This is a genomic window from Microbacterium sp. Root53 (assembly GCF_001426925.1).
In the GTDB taxonomy this organism is placed as follows: domain Bacteria; phylum Actinomycetota; class Actinomycetes; order Actinomycetales; family Microbacteriaceae; genus Microbacterium.
Map to the genome: position 1 here is coordinate 1 of NZ_LMFR01000013.1, position 19,416 is coordinate 19,416.

Annotated in this window: 21 protein-coding genes and 1 tRNA gene; 4 read left to right on the plus strand and 18 right to left on the minus strand. The window is 72.8% G+C overall.

The genetic code is table 11. From position 1 onward, the window contains the following. Window positions 1–133: 133 nt before the first annotated feature. The gene (locus ASD19_RS07610) at window positions 134–523 is read left to right on the plus strand and encodes a hypothetical protein (RefSeq protein ID WP_055990722.1); all 390 of its coding nucleotides are present in this window, start codon (window positions 134–136) and stop codon (window positions 521–523) included. Between the two features lie 105 nt (window positions 524–628). Here ASD19_RS07610 and ASD19_RS07615 read toward each other — a convergent pair. Beyond that, a tRNA-Pro gene (locus ASD19_RS07615) sits at window positions 629–702 on the minus strand. A gap of 103 nt (window positions 703–805) precedes the next feature. On the opposite strand from ASD19_RS07615, the gene ASD19_RS07620 reads away from it, so the two are divergent. Further along, entirely contained in the window at window positions 806–1,390 is a 585-nt protein-coding gene (locus ASD19_RS07620) for a GNAT family N-acetyltransferase (RefSeq protein WP_055990725.1), read from the plus strand. Between the two features lie 22 nt (window positions 1,391–1,412). Beyond that, complete coding sequence (locus ASD19_RS07625) at window positions 1,413–1,784, plus strand: RNA-binding S4 domain-containing protein (RefSeq protein ID WP_055990727.1); 372 nt, start codon at window positions 1,413–1,415, stop codon at window positions 1,782–1,784. Window positions 1,785–1,807: 23 nt separating this feature from the next. Here the strand turns inward: ASD19_RS07625 and ASD19_RS07630 are convergent, their stop codons facing one another. The 17 genes from ASD19_RS07630 to ASD19_RS14620 all read right to left on the minus strand — a co-directional run bounded on the left by ASD19_RS07630 (window position 1,808) and on the right by ASD19_RS14620 (window position 18,345). Then, window positions 1,808–2,707, minus strand: a complete 900-nt coding sequence (locus ASD19_RS07630; protein WP_235562999.1) for an NUDIX domain-containing protein — start codon at window positions 2,705–2,707, stop codon at window positions 1,808–1,810. 195 nt (window positions 2,708–2,902) lie between these two features. Continuing rightward, a complete protein-coding gene (der, locus tag ASD19_RS07635; protein WP_055990779.1) occupies window positions 2,903–4,426 on the minus strand; it encodes a ribosome biogenesis GTPase Der in 1,524 nt (507 codons plus the stop codon). Continuing rightward, window positions 4,416–5,117 carry a (d)CMP kinase gene (cmk, locus tag ASD19_RS07640; RefSeq protein ID WP_055990733.1) on the minus strand — a complete coding sequence of 234 codons (702 nt, stop codon included), beginning with the start codon at window positions 5,115–5,117 and terminating at the stop codon, window positions 4,416–4,418. Before cmk ends, der begins: the two co-directional genes overlap by 11 nt. A 9-nt stretch (window positions 5,118–5,126) precedes the next feature. Next, window positions 5,127–6,263: a prephenate dehydrogenase gene (locus ASD19_RS07645; protein ID WP_055990736.1), complete on the minus strand. Its 1,137-nt coding sequence runs from the start codon at window positions 6,261–6,263 to the stop codon at window positions 5,127–5,129. Beyond that, window positions 6,260–7,063 (minus strand): pseudouridine synthase, encoded by an 804-nt coding sequence (locus ASD19_RS07650; RefSeq protein WP_055990738.1) that lies wholly within the window; start codon window positions 7,061–7,063, stop codon window positions 6,260–6,262. Before ASD19_RS07650 ends, ASD19_RS07645 begins: the two co-directional genes overlap by 4 nt. Beyond that, window positions 7,060–7,692, minus strand: a complete 633-nt coding sequence (gene scpB, locus ASD19_RS07655) for an SMC-Scp complex subunit ScpB (RefSeq protein ID WP_055990741.1) — start codon at window positions 7,690–7,692, stop codon at window positions 7,060–7,062. The genes ASD19_RS07650 and scpB overlap by 4 nt, the downstream gene beginning before the upstream one ends. Further along, entirely contained in the window at window positions 7,682–8,572 is an 891-nt protein-coding gene (locus tag ASD19_RS07660) for a segregation and condensation protein A (RefSeq protein WP_055990744.1), read from the minus strand. The genes scpB and ASD19_RS07660 overlap by 11 nt, the downstream gene beginning before the upstream one ends. Beyond that, the gene (locus tag ASD19_RS07665) at window positions 8,556–9,464 is read right to left on the minus strand and encodes a ParA family protein (RefSeq protein ID WP_082543078.1); all 909 of its coding nucleotides are present in this window, start codon (window positions 9,462–9,464) and stop codon (window positions 8,556–8,558) included. The genes ASD19_RS07660 and ASD19_RS07665 overlap by 17 nt, the downstream gene beginning before the upstream one ends. Before the next feature lie 87 nt (window positions 9,465–9,551). Further along, window positions 9,552–10,454, minus strand: coding sequence for a site-specific tyrosine recombinase XerD (xerD, locus tag ASD19_RS07670; RefSeq protein ID WP_055990747.1), 903 nt, complete (start codon window positions 10,452–10,454; stop codon window positions 9,552–9,554). 30 nt (window positions 10,455–10,484) lie between these two features. Next, a complete protein-coding gene (locus ASD19_RS07675) occupies window positions 10,485–11,057 on the minus strand; it encodes an NUDIX domain-containing protein (protein WP_055990751.1) in 573 nt (190 codons plus the stop codon). A gap of 1 nt (window position 11,058) precedes the next feature. Beyond that, window positions 11,059–12,741 (minus strand): CTP synthase, encoded by a 1,683-nt coding sequence (locus tag ASD19_RS07680; RefSeq protein ID WP_055990755.1) that lies wholly within the window; start codon window positions 12,739–12,741, stop codon window positions 11,059–11,061. A 93-nt stretch (window positions 12,742–12,834) separates the two neighbouring features. After that, entirely contained in the window at window positions 12,835–14,526 is a 1,692-nt protein-coding gene (gene recN / locus ASD19_RS07685; protein WP_055990758.1) for a DNA repair protein RecN, read from the minus strand. 19 nt (window positions 14,527–14,545) lie between these two features. After that, window positions 14,546–15,505 (minus strand): NAD kinase, encoded by a 960-nt coding sequence (locus ASD19_RS07690; RefSeq protein ID WP_055990761.1) that lies wholly within the window; start codon window positions 15,503–15,505, stop codon window positions 14,546–14,548. 16 nt (window positions 15,506–15,521) lie between these two features. After that, window positions 15,522–16,322, minus strand: a complete 801-nt coding sequence (locus ASD19_RS07695) for a TlyA family RNA methyltransferase (RefSeq protein WP_055990764.1) — start codon at window positions 16,320–16,322, stop codon at window positions 15,522–15,524. Further along, window positions 16,319–16,498 (minus strand): hypothetical protein, encoded by a 180-nt coding sequence (locus tag ASD19_RS07700; protein WP_055990767.1) that lies wholly within the window; start codon window positions 16,496–16,498, stop codon window positions 16,319–16,321. The genes ASD19_RS07695 and ASD19_RS07700 overlap by 4 nt, the downstream gene beginning before the upstream one ends. Before the next feature lie 31 nt (window positions 16,499–16,529). After that, the gene (locus ASD19_RS07705) at window positions 16,530–17,561 is read right to left on the minus strand and encodes an HAD-IIA family hydrolase (RefSeq protein WP_055990770.1); all 1,032 of its coding nucleotides are present in this window, start codon (window positions 17,559–17,561) and stop codon (window positions 16,530–16,532) included. Then, window positions 17,545–18,345, minus strand: a complete 801-nt coding sequence (locus tag ASD19_RS14620) for a hypothetical protein (RefSeq protein ID WP_055990773.1) — start codon at window positions 18,343–18,345, stop codon at window positions 17,545–17,547. Before ASD19_RS14620 ends, ASD19_RS07705 begins: the two co-directional genes overlap by 17 nt. Window positions 18,346–18,468: 123 nt before the next feature. Here ASD19_RS14620 and ASD19_RS14625 point away from each other — a divergent pair, with 123 nt between their 5' ends. Then, window positions 18,469–19,320: a hypothetical protein gene (locus tag ASD19_RS14625; protein WP_200941084.1), complete on the plus strand. Its 852-nt coding sequence runs from the start codon at window positions 18,469–18,471 to the stop codon at window positions 19,318–19,320. The last annotated feature ends 96 nt before the right edge of the window (window positions 19,321–19,416 follow it).

Sequence of the window (19,416 nt, forward strand, 5' to 3'; positions counted from 1 at the left end):
CGACATCCTCGCCAAGTCCCGCCTACGCCTCCTCCCCGACACCGGGGCAGAGGAGGTGACAGACAGCATCCTCGAACTCAGCGCCTGACCCAGCACCGAAGGATCACGACACGGCTACACCACTACCGGGGACTTGACCCAGCTCGAGCAGGAGACGCACTCGGCGATCCCGCTCCGTGGCCGCCATCTGCTCCAGCGCGCGTCGGACGATCACGGCCGCGACCCGGCGGTGACGGCGGACCTCCTCGACGATCCGATCACCCGCCTCGGGCTTCATCTCGGCCCAGCACCGCTTGCAGTACGCGGTCTCACCAGGCCCCGGCTGCAGGCGACGTTCCTGACCGCAACGACCGCAGAGCCCGCTCGTGGCCGCGAGACGGCGTCCGCAAGGGGCGCAGATCCGCCCGGTCGGTGTGACCTGCAGCAGCTGCCGCAGCGCCCCGCAGTGTGCGCATCGCGGCGGCTGGACGGTGCGCGCTCCGGCCTCGTGCACCGCGAACTCGCGCGTGCCGATGCCGACTGATTGCCGGGGCGCCGAAGACGGTCAATTCGGTAGGAATTCGGTGACAGGGTCATGTTTCACCAACTAAGAAGTCCCGGGAACCCTTAGGTTCCCGGGACTCTCCGGTCGGGATGACAGGATTTGAACCTGCGACCCCCTGACCCCCAGTCAGGTGCGCTACCAAGCTGCGCCACATCCCGTGACCGCCCATGGGCGGACAACTCGACAAGTCTACCCGGTGGAAACGGGTGCCGCGAACCGGGGCGCTCGCGCGTGTCGGTGGGGCGTCGTAACCTGGCGCGCATGGTGCAGATCACGACCCGACCGGCGACCGTCGCCGAGTGGGACGACGTGCAGGCGGCCCTGACAGGGGGCGGCGACGGGCGCTCGTGCCAGTGCGTGTGGCCCGTGCTGACGAACGCGGAGTGGAACGGGACCTCGGTGGACGAGCGTCGCGAGCTGCTGCGCGACGAGCTCGAGGCCGGTCCCCCGCCGGGCCTGGTGGCCTACGTCGACGGCGAGGCGGCGGGATGGATCCGGATCGGACCGCGAACGGCCCAGCGCCGGACCCTGCGCAGCCGCGTCGTGAAGAACGGATCCGTCGAGCCTCTGGACGACGACGGCGTGTGGGCGGTCACGTGCTTCTCGGTCCGCAGGGAGCATCGCAGGCAGGGGCTCAACGCGGCCCTGCTCGACGCGGCCGTGGCGTACGCGCGCGCGAGCGGCGCGCGGGTCGTCGAGGGCTACCCCATCGCGACCGACGTGACGAAGCCGTCCACCAACTCGCTGTTCGTCGGCGCCCTGTCGACCTTCCTGGCCGCGGGCTTCCGTGAGATCGCCCGCCCTACCGGCACCCGCGTGGTCGTCGCTCTCGACCTCACCGCGTGATGCGGCTTCGTACGATGGGGTGATGAGCGAGAGAAGCGTCCGCGTCGACAGCTGGCTGTGGGCGGTTCGCGTCTACAAGACCCGCTCGGCCGCGACCACGGCGTGCCGCGCGGGCCATGTGCGCGTCAACGGCGCACACGCGAAGGCCGCGCAGCTCGTCCGCCCCGGCGACGAGCTGCGGGTGCGGATCAGCGGGTTCGACCGGATCCTCGTGGTGCGCCAGCCGATCGCCAAGCGCGTCGGCGCCCCCGTCGCCGCGACGGCGTTCGAGGACCGCACCCCTCCCCCGCCGCCGCGTGAGTTCGCCGGCGTCGTCGCGGCCCGCGACCGGGGCGCGGGCCGGCCCACCAAGCGCGAGCGCCGCGACATCGACCGCCTCCGCGGCCGCGACTGACCCGGTCGTCGGAAGGGCGGCCTTCAGGCCAGCAGGGTGGTGAGCCACCCGGCGCCGCGGACCCGCGCACCGGCCTCCTCGGCGCGCCCGCGCAGCTCGCGGTCGCTCGTGACCACGGTCACGGTCCGACCGTCCTCGACGAGCGCCGCCGCCTCGGCGGCGATGGCGTCATCCCCCTCACCGCCCGCGCGCACGATCCGCACGCCGTCGATGTCGGCCACGTCGTGCGAGGCTCCCTCCACCACCACGACGAACTCGGGGAACCAGTGCGTCGCCCCCAGGTCGAGCTCGAGCGCGGGCACGCCGGCCTCGGCGAGCGCGGCAACGCGGGTCAGCAGCCGCGTCGCGGCGCCGGGGCGATCGCGCCACCACCCGTCGGGCACCGACCCCATCACGTTCGCGGCGTCGACCACGACCACCGGATGCACGTGCAGCAGGTCGCGCAGGTGCGCCCAGGCCACCTCGAAGCCGGGATGCAGCGGACGCCGGTCGACCTGGTCGACCGGGGCCCATTCGACCGCGAAGCTCTCGGGATCGGTCACCTCGGCGGCGAACCGATCGGTGACGTCGGCGACCACCGTGGTGTACGACCACACCCGCAGATCCAGCACGTTCGTGAACCGCGGGCGCACCGAGTCGAGGGGCACGCCTGCCTCCTCGTGCGCCTCCCGCAGCGCGCCGTCGATGGGCGCCTCGTCCTGATGGAGCGCGCCGCCGGGCAGCGCCCACGTGCCGCCGTGGTGGCTCCAGCCGACGCGGTGCTGCAGCAGCACGCCCCGCTCGCCGTCGAACGCCATCAGCCCGGCCGCACCGAAACGCCCCCAGTACCGGTCACCCGACTCCGTCACGACCCAGGCGTCGCCAGGGTCGCGCGGACCGGTGAACCGGGGCGGTTCACCGGGGCGAGCGGGCTCGATGGTCACCCCTCCAGGGTGGCACATCCTTCTTGCTCGCTCCGCTCGCGCGTCGCACGCGCTCGGGCACCCGCTTCGCGGATGCCGCTCGGCGACCGACACCCGTCGCTCCGCTCCGGGAGAGGCAGCGCTTCGCGCTGCGGGCCCCACCCGGGGCACGCTCGCTGCGCTCGCAAAGTGGTCTGACTCGGGCAAGCCTGCGGATCAGCGCTGGCGGCGCTCCCGCACGCGCATGTTGATCACGATCGGGGTGCCCTCGAAGCCGTACAGCTCGCGCAGGCGGCGCTGCACGAAGCGGCGGTAGCCCGGGTCGAGGAAGCCGGTGGTGAACAGCACGAACGTCGGCGGACGGGTGCCCGCCTGCGTGCCGAACAGGATGCGCGGCTGCTTGCCGCCGCGCAGCGGGTGCGGGTGCTCGGCGACCAGCTCGGCGATGAACGCGTTGAACTTGCCGGTCGGGATGCGCTGGTCCCAGGACTTCAGCGCGGTCTCCAGCGCGGGCACGAGCTTCTCGAGGTGGCGGCCGGTCTTCGCCGAGATGTTGATCCGCGGCGCCCATGCGACGTGCGCGAGGTCCGTCTCGATCTCGCGCTCGAGCATGCGCCGGCGGTCGCCGCCGCGGGCGTCGTCCGCGAGCAGCTCGTCCCACTTGTTGAACGCGAGCACGAGCGCGCGGCCCGACTCGAGCACGAGGTCGATGATGCGGACGTCCTGCTCGCTGATCGGCTGCGAGACGTCGAGCACCACGATCGCGACCTCGGCCTTCTCGAGCGCGGCCGACGTGCGCAGCGACGCGTAGAAGTCCGCGCCCTGCTGCAGGTGCACGCGGCGGCGGATGCCGGCCGTGTCGACCAGGGTCCACAGCTTGCCGCCCAGCTCGACGATCTCGTCGACCGGATCGCGCGTCGTGCCGGCGAGCTCGTTGACGACCACGCGCTCCTCGCCCGCGGCCTTGTTCAGCAGCGACGACTTGCCCACGTTCGGGCGGCCCAGGATGGCCACGCGGCGCGGGCCGCCGATCTCGTGCTTCGCGACGGCCGAGACCTCGGGCAGCACCTTCATGATCTCGTCGAGCAGGTCGGCCACGCCGCGGCCGTGGATGGCCGAGACGGGGTGCGGCTCGCCGAGACCGAGGTTCCACAGGGCGTAGGCCTCGGGCTCGTGGCGCGCGTCGTCGATCTTGTTGGCGACGAGGAACACGGGCTTGTCGGTCTTGCGCAGCAGCTTCACGACGTGCTCGTCCGTCGAGGTGGCGCCGACCATGGCGTCGACCACGAACAGCACGACGTCGGCCAGGTCGATCGCGACCTCGGCCTGCAGCGCGACCGAGCGGTCGATGCCCTTCGCGTCGGGCTCCCATCCGCCCGTGTCGACGAGCGAGAAGCGGCGGTCGAGCCACTCGGCCTTGTAGGTCACGCGGTCGCGCGTGACGCCGGGCGTGTCCTCGACCACGGCCTCGCGACGCCCCAGGATGCGGTTGACCAGCGCCGACTTGCCCACGTTGGGGCGTCCGACGATCGCGACCACCGGCAGCGCGGGCAGGTACTCGATGCCGTCCTCGCCGCGCTGGATGCCGGCGAGCAGCGCGGCATCCTCCTCGTCGAGGTCGTAGTCCTCCAGGCCCTGGCGGAGGGCGGCGGCGCGGCGCTCGGCGAGCTCCTCGTCCACCTCGGCCAGGCGCTCGGCGAGCTGGTCCGGCTTGCCTTCGTACTCGTCGTCAACGGCCATCGCGGCCTCCATGCTCTTGATTGATCCTGTGGTCGATCACCGCGAGGACGGCGTCGATGGTCTGCTCGAAGTCGAGTTCGGTGGAGTCGACCACGTCGACTCCGGGGTCCGCCTGCGCGAGGTCCAGCACGTGGCTGTCCGACTCGTCGCGGCGGGCGATCGCCTCGGCGACCTCGGTCGTGTCGGCGCCCAGCTCGAGGCCCCGGCGCTTCGCGCGCACCTCGGGCGAGGCGGTCATCAGGATGCGCACCGGCGCGTCGGGTGCCACAACCGAGGTGATGTCGCGGCCCTCGATGACCACGCCGTCGAGGCCGGACTCCCCCGCCAGCCGGCGGAAGATGCCGTTGAGGTACGCCCGCACCTCGGCCACGCGCGTGAATCCGCTGATCGCGGCCGTGACCTCGGGGGTGCGGATCGCGGACGTGACGTCCACGCCGCCCACCGTCACGGTGCGGTCGTCGGGCGCGAGACCGAGACGCAGGTCGAAGGTCCGCAGCGCGTCCAGCACCGCGTCCTCGTCGTGCGTGTCGGCGCCGAGGTTCAGCACATGCCACGACAGCGCGCGGTAGCCCGCGCCCGTGTCGAGGTAGCCGTAGCCGCGGCGGCGCGCGATCTCCTTGGAGACGCTGGACTTGCCGGATCCGGCGGGTCCGTCGATCGCGATGATCGGGGTCTGGTGGTGTTCGGTCATCGACGGCTCTCAATCATGAGTCGTGCTCGCGATCCGCCAGCCGCGCTGCTCGAGCCCCGCGGTCGCCTCGCGCAGCACGCCCGGAACGACGCTGATCTCGGCGAGGCCGAACTGGGCGCCCGGCGAGTGCTCGAGCCGCAGGTCCTCGATGTTGACGCCGAGCTCGCCGAGGTCGCCGAACAGGCGGCCCAGCTGGTCCGGGGTGTCGTCGACCATCACGATCAGCGACTCGAAGCGGCGGTTCTGGCCGTGCTTTCCGGGCAGGCGCTCGACGCCCTCGTTGCCGCGGCGGATGGTGTCGGCGAGGGTGCGGCGGGCGCCGGCGGCGTCGGGCTCGCGCAGCGCGTCGGCGAGGGCCGACAGGTCCCCCGCGAGCGCGTCCAGCACATCCACGACGGGCGCGGCGTTCGCGCCCAGGATCTGCACCCACAGCTCGGGGGCGGAATGAGCGATACGCGTGGTGTCGCGCACGCCCTGGCCGGCGAGGCGCAGGGACTCGTCCGGGGCGTCGGCGAAGCGGGCCGCGAGCAGGCTCGCGACGACCTGCGGCACGTGCGAGACGAGAGCCACCGAGCGGTCGTGATCCTCGGGCGTCATCTCGATCGGCATGGCGCCGAGGTCCAGCGCGAGGTCCTCCACGAGCGCGAGGTCGGCGGCGGGCGTCTCGCCGTCCCGGCACACCACCCACGGGCGGCCCGTGAAGATGTCGGCGCGCGCCGAGATGGCCCCGCCGCGCTCGCGGCCGGCCATGGGGTGCGAGCCGATGTAGTGCGTGAGGTCGACGCCCCGCGCGCGGAGCTCCTCGAGGGGGCCGAGCTTGACCGAAGCGACGTCGGTCACGACAGCGCCCGGGTACCGCTCGAGTTCGCTCTGCACGACGTCGGCCGTGACGTCCGGCGGCACGGCGACCACGATCAGGCGCGGCTCGTCGCCCGGCGCCTCGGCGCGGCCTGCGCCGTAGTCGATCGCCAGGCGCAGCTGTGTGGGCGAGGTGTCGGTCAGGACGACGTCGACCCCGTTGGCGCGCAGGGCGTGCCCGATGCTGGCGCCCAGCAGACCGGCGCCGACGATGCGCACGGTGCCCGTCACGCGCGCGGCGCGGCCCGGCACCAGCGCGTCGCGCGCGGGCACGGCAGGATCGGTCACGATGTCTCCAGGTTCTCCCCCGACGGATCGGCTCCGGTCTCGGGAGAGTCGGATCCGCGGCGCGAGAGAGTCAGCAACGCGCCGCGCTCCACTTTAGTCAACTCGCGGGCGCGGCCCACTGGGAGGGTTCCCAGGTGCAGGGGCCCGAACTGGCGCCGGACGAGCTCGGTCACGGGGTGGCCGACGGCCGCCATCATGCGGCGCACGATCCGGTTGCGCCCGGAGTGCAGCGTGAGCTCGACCAGGCTGGAGCCGGCCGACGCGTCGAGCAGGCGCGCCTTATCGGCCTGGATCGGCCCGTCCTCGAGCTCGATCCCTCGCGTCAGCGTCGCGATGGTCTGCGGCGACACGCGCCCGTCGACCTTGGCGATGTACACCTTGGTCACGCCGAACGACGGATGCGCGAGCACGTGCGCGAGCTCGCCGTCGTTGGTCAGCACGAGCAGCCCGCTCGTGTCGGCATCCAGGCGCCCGACGTTGTACAGCCGCTCGGGCCAGTCCTTCGTGAAGCGGCGCAGGTCGGGCCGGCCGCGATCGTCCTTCATGGAGCTGACGACGCCGGTCGGCTTGTTCAGCATCACGTAGCGCTTGCTCGTGTCGAGCTGGATGGCCGTGCCGTCGACGTCGACCAGGTCGTGCTCGGGGTCGATGCGCGAGCCCAGCTCGGTCACGACCTGGCCGTTGACGCGCACGCGCCCCTCAACGATGAGCTGCTCCGACACGCGGCGCGACGCCACGCCCGCGTTCGCGAGCACCTTCTGCAGCCGGACGCCCTCGGCGCCCTGTCCATCCGCACTCATGCGATCACATCCTCGAATCCGTCGGAGCCGTCGTCCAGCAGTGGCGAGATCGGCGGCAGCTCGTCGAGCGAGTTGATGCCGAGCTGCTGCATCAGCAGGTCGGTCGTCCCGTACATGATCGCGCCGGTCTCCGGATGCGTGGACACCTCGGTGATGAGGCCGCGCGCCAGGAGCGTGCGCACCACGGAGTCGACGTTCACGGCGCGGATGGACGCCACCTGCGAGCGCGTGACCGGCTGCTTGTACGCGATCACCGCGAGCGTCTCGAGGGCGGCCTGCGACAGCCGTGCCGGAGCCTGGCCGCCCACGAAGCTCGCGACCATGTCGTCGTACTCCGCGCGCACGTAGAAGCGCCAGCCGCCGCCGACCTCGCGCAGCTCGAACCCGCGCTCGGGCGTGCCGCTGCGGCCGTCGTAGTCGTCCACGAGCGCGGCGAGCGCCTTGCGCACGGCGGGCACGGGTGCGCCCACGGCGGTCGCGAGCGACACCACGCTCTGCGGCTCGTCCACGATCATCAGGATCGCCTCGAGTCGCTGCGCGACGCCGCCCGGGAACTCCGCGGGCTCCTCGGCGGCCGGCGCGACCGGCTCGAGCTCCGGCTCCGCCGCGGTCTGCGTGTCATCGGTCATAGTCGGCCCCCAGGGTCGCCAGCGTCTCGTCGGACCAGTGGTCCGCCGTCCATGTCAGGGTGAGCTCCCCGAGCGGCTCGAGCTGCTCGAAGCTGATCGCGGCATGCCGGTAGAGCTCGAGCACCGAGATGAACCGCGCCACCACGACGCCCGCCTGGTCCACCCCTGCGACCAGCTCGCGGAACGTCATCCGCTCGGCGCCGCGCAGGAGGGTCACTACGACCGCGGCCTGCTCCCGGATGCTCACGAGCGGCGCGTGCAGGTGATCCAGTCCCACGCGCGGGATCTCTCGCGGCGCGAAGGCCAGCATCGCGATGGCCGCGAAGTCGGCCGGGGTGAGCGTCCACACCAGCTCGGGCGTCTTGGCGCGGTACTTCGGGTCGAGCGGCACGCTGCGCACGTGACGCCGCTCCTCGCCCTGCAGCCGCTCGGCGAACCAGGCCGAGACCTCCTTGAACGCGCGGTACTGCAGCAGGCGCGCGAACAGCAGGTCGCGCGCCTCGAGCAGCGCGACCGACTCCGCGTCGACGAGCTCGCCCTGCGGCAGGAGGCCGGCGACCTTCATGTCGAGCAGGGTGGCCGCGACCACCAGGAACTCCGACGCCTGGTCGAGCTCCTCATCCGGCCCCAGATCGCGCAGGTACGCGATGAACTCGTCGGTGACCTTCGACAGGGCGACCTCGGTGATGTCCAGCTCGTGCTGCGAGATCAGGTTCAGCAGGAGGTCGAACGGCCCGTCGAAGTTCGACAGCGAGACGCGGAAGCCCTTCTCGAGCTCGGGCGCCGCGTCGGCCGGCGCCGGGACCGGCTCAAGGTCAGGCGACGGCCGGTGCCGGTCGGCCGCCTCCGGCGGCGCGCCGTCGCTACGCGACGGCGCCACGGGCCACGAGCTCCCGCGCCAGTCGCAGGTAGGCCTGGGCGGCCGGGTGATCGGGCGCGAACTCGATGATCGGCACGCCCGACACGGACGCGTCCGGGAACTTCACGGTGCGACCGATCACGGTCTCCAGCACGTCGTCGCCGAACGCCTCGACGATCCGCTCCAGCACCTCGCGGGAGTGGAGCGTGCGCGGGTCGTACATCGTCGCGAGCAGGCCGTCGAGCTTGATCGACGGGTTGAGGCGGTCGCGCACCTTGTCGATCGTCTCGATCAGCAGGGCGACGCCGCGCAGGGCGAAGAACTCGCACTCCAGCGGGATGATCACGCCGTGCGCCGCCGTGAGCGCGTTGACCGTCAGCAGGCCGAGCGACGGCTGGCAGTCGATCAGGATGACGTCGTAGTCCGCCGCGACGCGGCGCAGCACGTGCGACAGGATCATCTCGCGCGCGACCTCGTTGACGAGGTGCACCTCCGCGGCCGAGAGGTCGATGTTCGCCGGGATCAGGTCGAGGTTCTCGACGCCCGTGCGCACGATCGCCTCGTGCGGGTCGCGCTTGGTGTCGAGGAGGAGGTCGTAGATCGTGGGGATGTCGTGCGGCGCCACGCCCAGGCCGGCCGACAGCGCGCCCTGGGGGTCGAAGTCGATCGCCAGCACCTTGCGGCCGTACTCCGCGAGGGAGGCGGCCAGGTTGATGGTCGTCGTGGTCTTGCCGACGCCGCCCTTCTGGTTGCACAGGGCGATGATCCGCGCCGGACCGTGGCCGTCGAGCTTCTTCGGGGTCGGGAAACCCTGGTACGGGCGGCCGGTCGCACCCAGGATGACCTCATCCTGCTTCGACTTCCTGGTCCGCGTGTCCGTCTTCTCCGCCACCGTCTCTCCCGCCTTCGACATGCTTGCTCGATTGTAACGACGCGATTGCGGCGCGCCGGGACCTGGCCCCGGCGATCCGGATCTCGGGCGCGCTGGGCCCGCGAGACGTCAGCGGGCCCGCGGGTGACTGGTGACGTACACGTCGCGCAGCGTGTCGACCGTGACGTGCGTGTAGATCTGGGTGGTCGCGACGGACGCGTGGCCGAGCAGCTCCTGCACCACGCGCACGTCGGCGCCGCCCTGCAGCAGGTGCGTCGCGAACGAGTGGCGCAGCGTGTGGGGCGACACGTGCGCGGTCAGCTGCGCCTTCTCGGCGGCCGCGCGGATCACGAGCCACGCGCTCTGCCGCGACAGCGGCGCGCCCCGCGCGCCGAGGAACAGCTTCGGAGTCGCCCGCCCCCGGGTCGCGAGGTCCGGCCGCACACGCGTCAGGTACGCGTCGACCGCGGCCCGCGCGAACGACCCGACCGGCACGATCCGCTCCTTCGATCCCTTGCCGCGCAGGCGCAGGATGTCGCCGCTCGCGAGGTCGTCGACATCCAGCTGCACGGCCTCCGACACGCGCGCGCCCGTCGCGTACAGCAGCTCGAGCAGCGCGCGGTCGCGGATGCCGATCGGGTCCTCCGCCGAGGGCGCGGCCAGCAGGCGCTCGACCTGCTCGATCGTCAGCGCCTTCGGCAGCCTCCGCGCCTGCTTGGGCGGTCGCAGCCGCGACGACGGGTCCGCGTCCGCGATGCCCTCGCGGGCGAGGAACCGGTGCAGGCCGCGCACCGAGGACTGCAGCCGCGCGAGCGACGACGCGGCGGGCGGCGGCTCGGCCGACGCGCGATCCGCCGCGAACTCCGCGATCACCGCGGGCGTCACGGCGTCGGTGTCGGCGACGCCCCGTTCGGTCAGCCAACCGACGTACGCGTCCAGGTCCCGGCGGTAGGCCGCGACCGTGTGGTCGGAGAGCCCGCGCTCGATCGTGATGTGGCGCAGGTACGCGTCCATCGCGCGCTCGAGTCTCATGATCCGGCGAGCCGCATCAGGCGACGCCCGTCACGCCCGGGCGGACGCCCGCCGCCTCTCGGCCGCGAGCATGATGCCGAGCATCATGGCGCCGTTCGCCACCTCGCCGCCCATCACGGCGGCGACCGCGTCGTCCAGCGGCACCCACTCGATCCGGATGTCGGCCTCCTCCGCCTCGCGCGCGTGCACGTGCGGCGCGGCCGAGAGCCCGGTCGCGAGGAACAGGTGGATGATCTCGTCGCTGCCGCCCGGGGTGGGCGCCATCCGGCCCAGGCGCTCCCAGTGCTCGGCGACGAGGTCGACCTCCTCGGCCAGCTCGCGCCTGGCCGTGTCGAGCGGGTCCTCCCCCTCGATGTCCAGCAGCCCGGCCGGGATCTCCCAGTCACGCGTGCGGATCGGGTGGCGGTACTGCTGGATCAGCAGGACGCGGTCCTGATCGTCGATCGCGACGACCGCGACCGCGCCCGTGTGGTCGATGTAGTGGCGGACCAGCTCGTGGTCGTTGTACCGGAAGCGGTCCTCGCGGACGTCCCACACGCGGCCCTCGAAGACGAGGTGGGAGTCCACCACCTCGACCTCGAAGGGCTCGTCTCGGATCTCCACGTCAGGCGTTCTCGACCTCGAAGAGCTCGCTCGCGCGGTGACGGTCCACCGCGGCGCCGACCAGGCCGCGGAACAGCGGGTGCGGGTCGGTCGGGCGCGAACGCAGCTCGGGGTGCGCCTGCGTGGCGATGTAGTACGGGTGCACGTCGCGCGGCAGCTCGACGAACTCCACGAGGTTCAGGTCGGGGTTGATGCCCGAGAAGACCATGCCGGCCGCCGAGATCTGCTCGCGGTACGCGTTGTTGACCTCGTAGCGGTGGCGGTGGCGCTCCTCGACCTCGGTGGCGCCGTAGACCTCGGCCGCGATGGAGCCCTCCGCGAGCTTCGCGGGGTACAGCCCCAGGCGCATGGTGCCGCCCAGGTCGCCGCCGGCGAGGATGTCGACCTGCTCGGCCATGGTCGCGATGACCGGGGCGCTCGTCTCGGGGTCGAACTCGCTCGACGATGCGTCCGCGATGCCGGCCACGTTGCGCGCGTACTCGATCACCATGCACTGCAGGCCGAGGCACAGGCCCAGCGCGGGGATGCCCTGCTCGCGCGCGAAGCGCAGCGCGCCGAGCTTGCCCTCGATGCCGCGGATGCCGAAGCCGCCGGGCACGCAGATCGCGTCGAGGTCGCCGAGCTGCTTGGCCGCGCCCTCCGGCGTCTCGCACGTGTCGGAGGGGATCCAGCGGATGTTGACCTTGACGTCGTGCGCGAAGCCGCCCGCCTTGAGCGCCTCGGTGACCGACAGGTAGGCGTCGGGCAGGTCGATGTACTTGCCCACGAGGCCGATCGTGACCTCGTGCTTCGGGTTGTGCACGGCCTGCAGCACGGTGTTCCAGCGGGTCCAGTCGACCTCGCCGGCCGCGAGGCCCAGGCGGCGCACGATATAGGCGTCGAGCCCCTGGTCGTTGAGCGTCGAGGGGATGTCGTAGATGCTCGGCAGGTCGACCGTGTTCACGACGCCCTCGACGTCGACGTCGCACATCAGCGCGATCTTGTTGCGGTTCGACTCGCTCACCGGGCGGTCGCTGCGCAGCACGAGCGCGTCGGGCTGGATGCCGACCTGACGGAGGGCCGCCACCGAGTGCTGTGTCGGCTTGGTCTTCTGCTCGCCTGACGCGCCCATGAACGGCACGAGCGACACGTGCACGAAGAACACGTTGTCGCGGCCGAGCTCGTGGCGCAGCTGACGGGCGGCCTCGAGGAACGGCTGCGACTCGATGTCGCCGACGGTGCCGCCGACCTCGGTGATGATCACATCGGGCTTCGGGTCGGCCTCGGCCTGCAGGCGCATGCGGCGCTTGATCTCGTCCGTGATGTGCGGGATGACCTGCACGGTGTCGCCGAGGTACTCCCCGCGGCGCTCGCGCGCGATCACCTGCGAGTAGATCTGACCGGTCGTGACGTTGGCCGCCTGGCTCAGGTTGACGTCGAGGAAGCGCTCGTAGTGGCCGATGTCGAGGTCGGTCTCGGCGCCGTCGTCGGTCACGAAGACCTCGCCGTGCTGGAACGGGTTCATGGTGCCCGGATCCACGTTCAGGTACGGGTCGAGCTTCTGCATCACGACGTGCAGTCCGCGGGCCGTCAGCAGATTGCCGAGGCTCGCCGCGGTGAGGCCCTTGCCGAGCGAGGAGACGACACCACCCGTCACGAAGATCTGCTTGGTGGTGGTCTCGGGTCCCGCGCCAGGAGTCTGCATCACGGGCTTCGATCCTATCAGTCGGATGGTCGTCGGGGCCGCGCGGCGCGCGTTCCGCCTATCGTGTCACGCCCGGGTCGGGCGCCGCACGGCTCACGCCCGCACGGATCCGAGCTGCAGCAGCTCACGGGCGTGGGTCAGCGCGGCCTCGGAGTCCGACAGGCCGGACAGCAGGCGCGCCATCTCGGCCTCACGGTCGGCGCCCTCGAGCCGGCTGACGCTCGACGACGTCACGGATCCGTCGTTCGCCTTCACCACGCTGAGGTGGTTGCCCGCAAACGCCGCGACCTGCGCGAGATGCGTGACGGCGATCACCTGCGACGTCTCGGCGAGTCGGGCGAGGCGACGGCCGACCTCGATCGCGGCCGCGCCGCCGATACCGGCGTCCACCTCGTCGAACACGAAGGTCGGCACGGGGTCGGTGCCCGCGATCACGACCTCGATCGCGAGCATCACGCGGCTCAGCTCACCGCCCGAGGCGCCGCGCGAGACCGGCCGGGGCTCGGCACCCGGATGCGGCGCCAGCAGCAGCGCGACGTCGTCGCGCCCGTGCGCGGACTCCGCGCCCGGGCTCACCTGGACGAGCAGGCGCGCGTCGGGCATCGCGAGGGCGTGCAGCTCTTCGGTGACCGCCTCGGCGAGGCGCTCTGCCGCGCTCGTCCGCGCCGCGGTCAGAGCCTCGGCCCGCACGTCGAGCCCGGCGCGCGCGTCGGCCAGCTGCGCGCGCAGCCGCTCCACGCGGTCGTCGTCGTCATCCAGCTCGGCCAGGCGCGCGGATCCCGACTCCAGCAGCGCGATGGCCGCGTCGAGCGAGCCGTGCGCGCGCACGAGCCCGTTCAGCACGGCGCGACGCTCCTCGACGGCGGCGAGCTCCTGGGGGCCGGTCTCGTCCAGGTCGGCGAGGAACCCCGACAGCTCCACCGCGATGTCCGCGGCGCGGTAGCCGAGGTCCGCCAGCTGCTCCCCGAGCGCCGCCAGCGCCGGATCCGCCACGCGCTCGAGCGCGCGACGCGCCTCCGCGAGCAGGGTCGACACGTCGACCGCGCCGTCCTCGCTCGACAGCGCCTCCCGGGCGACCGCCGCCGCCGCGCGCAGCTCCTCGGCGTTCGCGAGACGCTCGGCGCGCTCGGCGAGAGCCACGTCCTCCCCAGCCTCCGGCGCCGCCTGCTCGATCTCCGCGAGCGTCGCCCGGAGCGCGGCCGCCTCGGCCGCGCGCGCCTCGCGGTGCGACGTGATGGACTCGAGCTCGCGGTCCAGCGCCCGCCAGGCCTCGTAAGCCTCGCGGTAGGCGGCGAGCGCCTCGCGGACGGGGTCTCCGGCGAACCGGTCGAGCGCGTCGCGCTGAGCGGCCGCCGACTTGAGCCGCAGCTGATCGGACTGGCCGTGGACGACGATCAGCTCGTCCGCGAGCTCCGAGAGGACGCCGGCGGGCGCCGCCCGGCCGCCCACGCTCGCCCGGCTGCGGCCCTCGGCCGCCAGCGTGCGCGACAGGTACAGCTCCGCCTGCCCGCCGCCGATCGGCTCGACGTCGCCGCCGGCCTCGCGCACGCGCTCGGCCACGGCACCCTCCTCGGGCACGATCCAGACGCCCTCGACCGAGGCCTGCGGCGCGCCCGCGCGCACGGCGCCGGAATCGGCCCGCTGACCGAGCAGCAGTCCCAGCCCCGTCACGACCATGGTCTTGCCGGCGCCCGTCTCGCCCGTGATGGCGGTGAACCCGGGCCCGATCGGGAGCGTCGCCTCGCTGATCACGCCGAGGTCGCGCAGCCGCATCTCTTCGATCACGAGTCGCCTCCGCCACGGGTCATTCGTCGGCCTCCGGCGGGATGGTGTCGATCACCCCGGTCGCGGTCGGCTCGGCGGGCCCGCGCCATCCCTCGACGGGGAGCTTGAACTTGCGCACCAGGCGGTCGGTGAACACCGCCGGGTGCAGGCGTGCGAGGCGCACGGGCTGGGCGGACCGGCGCACGGCCACGTGGGCGCCCGGCGGCAGCGGGTGCGACCGGCGTCCGTCGCACCACAGCACGGCCGACGCGCCCGCGCCGCCCTCGAGCACCTCGACGGCGACCGCGTGCTCGGGCCCCACGACGAGCGGCCTGGCGAACAGCGCGTGCGCCGACAGGGGCACGACGGCGATGGCCTGCACGGTCGGCCAGATGACCGGGCCGCCCGCGGAGAAGTTGTATGCGGTCGATCCGGTCGGGGTCGCGATCACGACGCCGTCGGCGCCGAACGTCGACAGCGGCCGCCGGTCGATCTCCATGACGACCTCGATCATTCGCTCGCGGCTGTCCTTCTCGACCGTGGCCTCGTTCAGCGCCCAGGTCTCGTACACCACGCGGCCCGCGCGGTCCTTGACGCGCACGTCCAGCGCGAGCCGCTCCTCGACGGCGTAGTCGCCCGCGACCGCCCGCTGCACGGCGGCGTCCATGGCGTCGCGCTCGATCTCGGCGAGGAAGCCGACGTGGCCCATGTTGATCCCGAGCACGGGGGCGGTGCCGTCGCGCACCAGCTCGGCGGCGCGCAGGATGGTGCCGTCGCCGCCCAGCACGATGGCCAGCTCGATGTCGGCGAGCGCGATGTCCGTGCCGAGCACGGGCACATCCGCCAGCACGGGCGCGAGGGCGGACAGCTCCGCGCGGTCCTCGGGCGACAGCACGGGCTGCGCGCCCGCCGCCCGCAGCAGCGCGACGACCCTCACCGCGGCCTCGACCGTGTCCTCGCGGTGCGCGTGGGCGACGACCAGGATCCTCCGCTCGCTCATCGTCCTCCGTCGCTCGTCATCCTGCGCTGCATCTGTCGATCGTGGTCTTCCATTCTGTCGGATCGGTCCCGCGACCCGGGGCGATGTGGATGAGCACCTCCACATTGCCGTGCGTGCCCTGGATCGGAGACGGCAGCACGCCGAGCGTCCCCATCCCGAGATCCCTCGCCGTGAACAGCACCTCCGTGACCGCGTCGGCCCGGAGGCCGGCGTCGGCCACCACCCCGCCCTTGGGGATGCGCGTCCGCCCCACCTCGAACTGCGGCTTCACCAGCAGCACGACGTCGGCGTCCGCCGCCGCGACCTCGGCGACCGCGGGCAGCACCTGCGTGAGCGAGATGAACGAGAGGTCCCCCGTGATCACGGACGGCGCCTCCTCCACGCCGCTCGCCTCGGCGAGCCCCTGGCGCGTCATGTACCGCACGTTGAACCCCTCGACCGAGCGCACGCCCGCGTCGACGGCCACCTGCGGCGCCAGCTGGCCGTGCCCCACGTCCACCGCGATGACCGGCTCGGCGCCGCGCTCGCGGAGCACCTGCGTGAACCCTCCCGTGGAGGCTCCCATGTCGAGCGCCACACGACCGGCGGGATCGACGCCGAACCCGTCGAGCGCCGCGATGAGCTTGTGCGCACCACGGCTGACGTAGTGGTCGGCGTCGGCGACCACGATGGGCGTCTCGTCGTCGACCTTGATCGAGGCCTTCGACGCCACACGACCCGCCACGGTGACGCGCCCCGCCTCAATCAGCGCGGCCGCGTGCGTGCGGGAGCGCGCCAGGCCGCGCGCGGCCAGCGCGGCGTCCAGGCGGAGGCTCATTCGCCGGGCTCGGCGGGCGCCTGCTCGAGGCGCCGCGCGAGCTCGTCGTGCAGGCTCGCATAGGCGGCGGCGCGGTCCGCAAGCGGCTGGCCCTCGATGATCCGCACCCGGCTCACCAGGCCCTCGCCCTCGGTCTGCCGGTCCTCGGCGGACCGCTCCTCGCTGCTGTCGCTCACGCGGTCAAGGATACGTCGCGCGGGCGGCGACTCAGCGGAACGGATCGGCGTAGAGCCGCTCGGGGACGCGGAAGCCGAAGATCTGCCGGCCGGTGTCCCAGATCGCCCTCGCCGCGGCGCGCAGCAGGTCGATCGGCTCCCCCTCCGAGACGATCTGCACGTCGGGTCCGTCGATCCGCACGGCGGCGTCGCGCACCCACACGGCGTCGCCCTTCACGCGCGCGACCGGGTACGGCTCGAACAGCTGCCGCAGGTCGGACACGATGTAGGTCGGTCGGCTGTCCGGCGGCGCGGCGAGCACGTGCTTCGGGCGGTCGATGCCGGTGAGCACGAGCGCCGACGGCACGCCGGCGCGGTTCGCGCCCAGGATGTCTGTGTCGAGCCGGTCGCCGATGAACAGCGGCGAGGTCGCTCCGAAACGGGCGACCGCCTCGTGGAAGATCGGCGCCTCGGGCTTGCCCGCGACGGTCGCGAGGCGGCCGACCGCGGTGTGCACGGCCGAGACCAGCGTGCCGTTGCCCGGCGCGATGCCGCGCGCCTGCGGGATCGTCCAGTCCGTGTTCGTCGCGATCCACGGGATGCCGCCCTCGTCCTCCGGAAGGGCGAGCGCGTAGGCGGCCTCGGCGAGCTGCATCCACGAGACGTCCGGCGCGAAGCCCTGCACGACTGCGGCGGGCCCGTCGTCGGCGCTGCGCGTCACGACGAACCCGGCCTTCTCGACCTCGACCACGAGCCCCTCGCCGCCGACGACCAGCACGGTCGAGCCGGCCGGGATCCGCTGGGCGAGCAGCCGCATGGCGGCCTGAGGGCTCGTGACGACGTCCTCGGGACGCGTGTGGAGTCCGAGCTCCACGAGGTGGGCCGCGACCGTCGCGTCCGTGCGCGAGGCGTTGTTCGTGATGTACCCGAGGCGCCGGCCCTCGTCCGCCGCGCGGTTCAGGCTCCCGACCGCGTGCGGGATGGCGCCCGGCCCGGCGTACACGACGCCGTCGAGGTCCGCGAGAACGGCGTCGACCCCGTCGAGCGGCGTGCGCTCCTTCTCGCGCTTAGAAAAGAGCGCCATCGGGGCGGGCCTCTCCGTCCTCGTCCTCGTCGCTCACCGCCGGCGACTCCGGCTTGTCGTCCGCGGGCTCCGGCTCGGCGTCGATCTCCGCGAGGATCTCGGCGACCTCGTCCTCGACCGAGAACGTCTCATCCTCGGCGGCCGGCTCTTCAGCGGCCGGCTTCTCGACAGGGGCGGGCTCCGCGGGGGCGACCTCCTCCGGCGACTCCGGCAGCTCCTCGGTGTCGGCATCGTCGATCTCGATCACGTCGAACTCGTCCTCGTCTACCGTGTGCCCGAGCGCGTCGGCGGCGATCTCCGCGCGGCGCCGCCACTCGGCCGCCTCGTCGTGGAGTCCCAGGTCCTCGAGCACATTCGCGCGGGCCGCGAAGAGGCCGGGGCTCCACTCGAACGCGCGGTCGGGGTCCAGCTCGGGGATGTCCAGTTCGGCGAGCGCGAGCTGCGTCTCCCCCATGTCCAGGCGCGCGCCCGACATCGCGATCGCGAGCTCGACGCGCACGGCCGGCGGAAGAGCGGCGCGGTCGACCGCGCGGCCCTCCTCGAGCGCCCGGTCGGGACGCCCCATGCCGCGCTCGCTGTCCACGATCATCGCGATCATGTCGTCGCGTCCGGTGATGCGGCGGTACGTCCGCAGCTCGCGGAGGGCGAGCGCGTAATCGCCCGTGGTGTACGCGGTGATCGCGAGCGTCTCGCGCGCGATCGACACGCGGCCGGCGTGGCGCACGGCGGCGAGGGCGTGCTCGTGCGCGAGCGCGGGGTCCTCGTCGAGCGTGCGGGCCGCCATCGCCAGGTGGCGCGCGACGCGCTCGGCGTTCTCCTTGCTGAGGGTCTTCAGCTCGTTGCGGGCCGCCCCCGGGAGATCACGGGGCGTGATGTCGTCGGGCAGCTCCGGGTCGGGGATACGGGCGTGCTCCGGCGGCCGCGAGTTCGAGCGCTCGCGGTCGTCGCGGCGATCGTCGAACCGGCGCTCCCCCGACGGGCGCCCGCCATCGCGCTGAGGGCGGCGGTCGCCGTCCCGGAACGAGCGCGGACGGTCTCCGTCACGTCGCGGACGGTCCCCATCGCGCTGCGGACGACGGTCGCCGTACGAGGGACGGTCGCCATCGCGACGCGGACGATCGCCGTACGAGGGACGGTCGCCGTCACGACGCGGACGGTCACCGTACGAGGGACGGTCGCCGTCACGACGGGAACGACGGTCCCCGTCGCGCGCCGGGCGACGGTCCCCGTACGAAGGGCGGTCGCCATCGCGCTGCGGACGGCGGTCACCGTACGAGGGACGATCGCCATCGCGCTTGGGACGACGGTCACCGTAAGCAGGACGATCGCCATACGACGGACGGTCCCCGTCGCGACGCGGACGATCGCCGTACGACGGACGGTCGCCATCGCGACGCGGACGATCACCATAAGCGGGACGGTCGCCATCACGGCGGGGACGATCGCCGTACGACGGACGGTCGCCATCGCGACGCGGACGATCGCCGTACGAGGGACGGTCGCCGTCACGACGCGGACGGTCACCGTACGAGGGACGGTCGCCGTCACGACGATCGCTGTAGCGAGGGCGGTCGCCGTCGCGCTGCGGGCGGCGGCCGCCGGAGGCGCCGGCGTCCCGCGGACCGCCCTCGCGCCGCGGTCCGCGGGCGCCGTCACGGCCTCGAGGAGCTCCCGGGCGATCGCCTCGGTCGTGCCGTCCTCGGTCGGGTCGGTCGCCGTCCTCCGCAGCCATATCCACTCCTCCATACTGCCGTGTTAACGCAAGAGGGCCACCCAGCGTTGGGTGGCCCTCTCGTAAAGGAAGTCCGGCGGTGTCCTACTCTCCCACAGGGTCCCCCCTGCAGTACCATCGGCG

Coding starts and splice junctions, on each gene's coding strand:
- ASD19_RS07695 (WP_055990764.1), bottom strand. CDS start 16,322: ATGAGCCTCCGCCTGGACGCCGCGCTGGCCGCGCGCGGCCTGGCGCGC.
- der (WP_055990779.1), bottom strand. CDS start 4,426: ATGGCCGTTGACGACGAGTACGAAGGCAAGCCGGACCAGCTCGCCGAG.
- ASD19_RS07665 (WP_082543078.1), bottom strand. CDS start 9,464: ATGTCGAAGGCGGGAGAGACGGTGGCGGAGAAGACGGACACGCGGACC.
- ASD19_RS07625 (WP_055990727.1), top strand. CDS start 1,413: ATGAGCGAGAGAAGCGTCCGCGTCGACAGCTGGCTGTGGGCGGTTCGC.
- ASD19_RS07620 (WP_055990725.1), top strand. CDS start 806: ATGGTGCAGATCACGACCCGACCGGCGACCGTCGCCGAGTGGGACGAC.
- cmk (WP_055990733.1), bottom strand. CDS start 5,117: ATGACCGAACACCACCAGACCCCGATCATCGCGATCGACGGACCCGCC.
- ASD19_RS07690 (WP_055990761.1), bottom strand. CDS start 15,505: ATGAGCGAGCGGAGGATCCTGGTCGTCGCCCACGCGCACCGCGAGGAC.
- ASD19_RS14620 (WP_055990773.1), bottom strand. CDS start 18,345: ATGGCGGCCCGCACGCTCGACGAGGACCCCGCGCTCGCGCACGAGCAC.
- scpB (WP_055990741.1), bottom strand. CDS start 7,692: ATGACCGATGACACGCAGACCGCGGCGGAGCCGGAGCTCGAGCCGGTC.
- ASD19_RS07680 (WP_055990755.1), bottom strand. CDS start 12,741: ATGCAGACTCCTGGCGCGGGACCCGAGACCACCACCAAGCAGATCTTC.
- ASD19_RS07705 (WP_055990770.1), bottom strand. CDS start 17,561: ATGGCGCTCTTTTCTAAGCGCGAGAAGGAGCGCACGCCGCTCGACGGG.
- ASD19_RS07650 (WP_055990738.1), bottom strand. CDS start 7,063: ATGAGTGCGGATGGACAGGGCGCCGAGGGCGTCCGGCTGCAGAAGGTG.
- xerD (WP_055990747.1), bottom strand. CDS start 10,454: ATGAGACTCGAGCGCGCGATGGACGCGTACCTGCGCCACATCACGATC.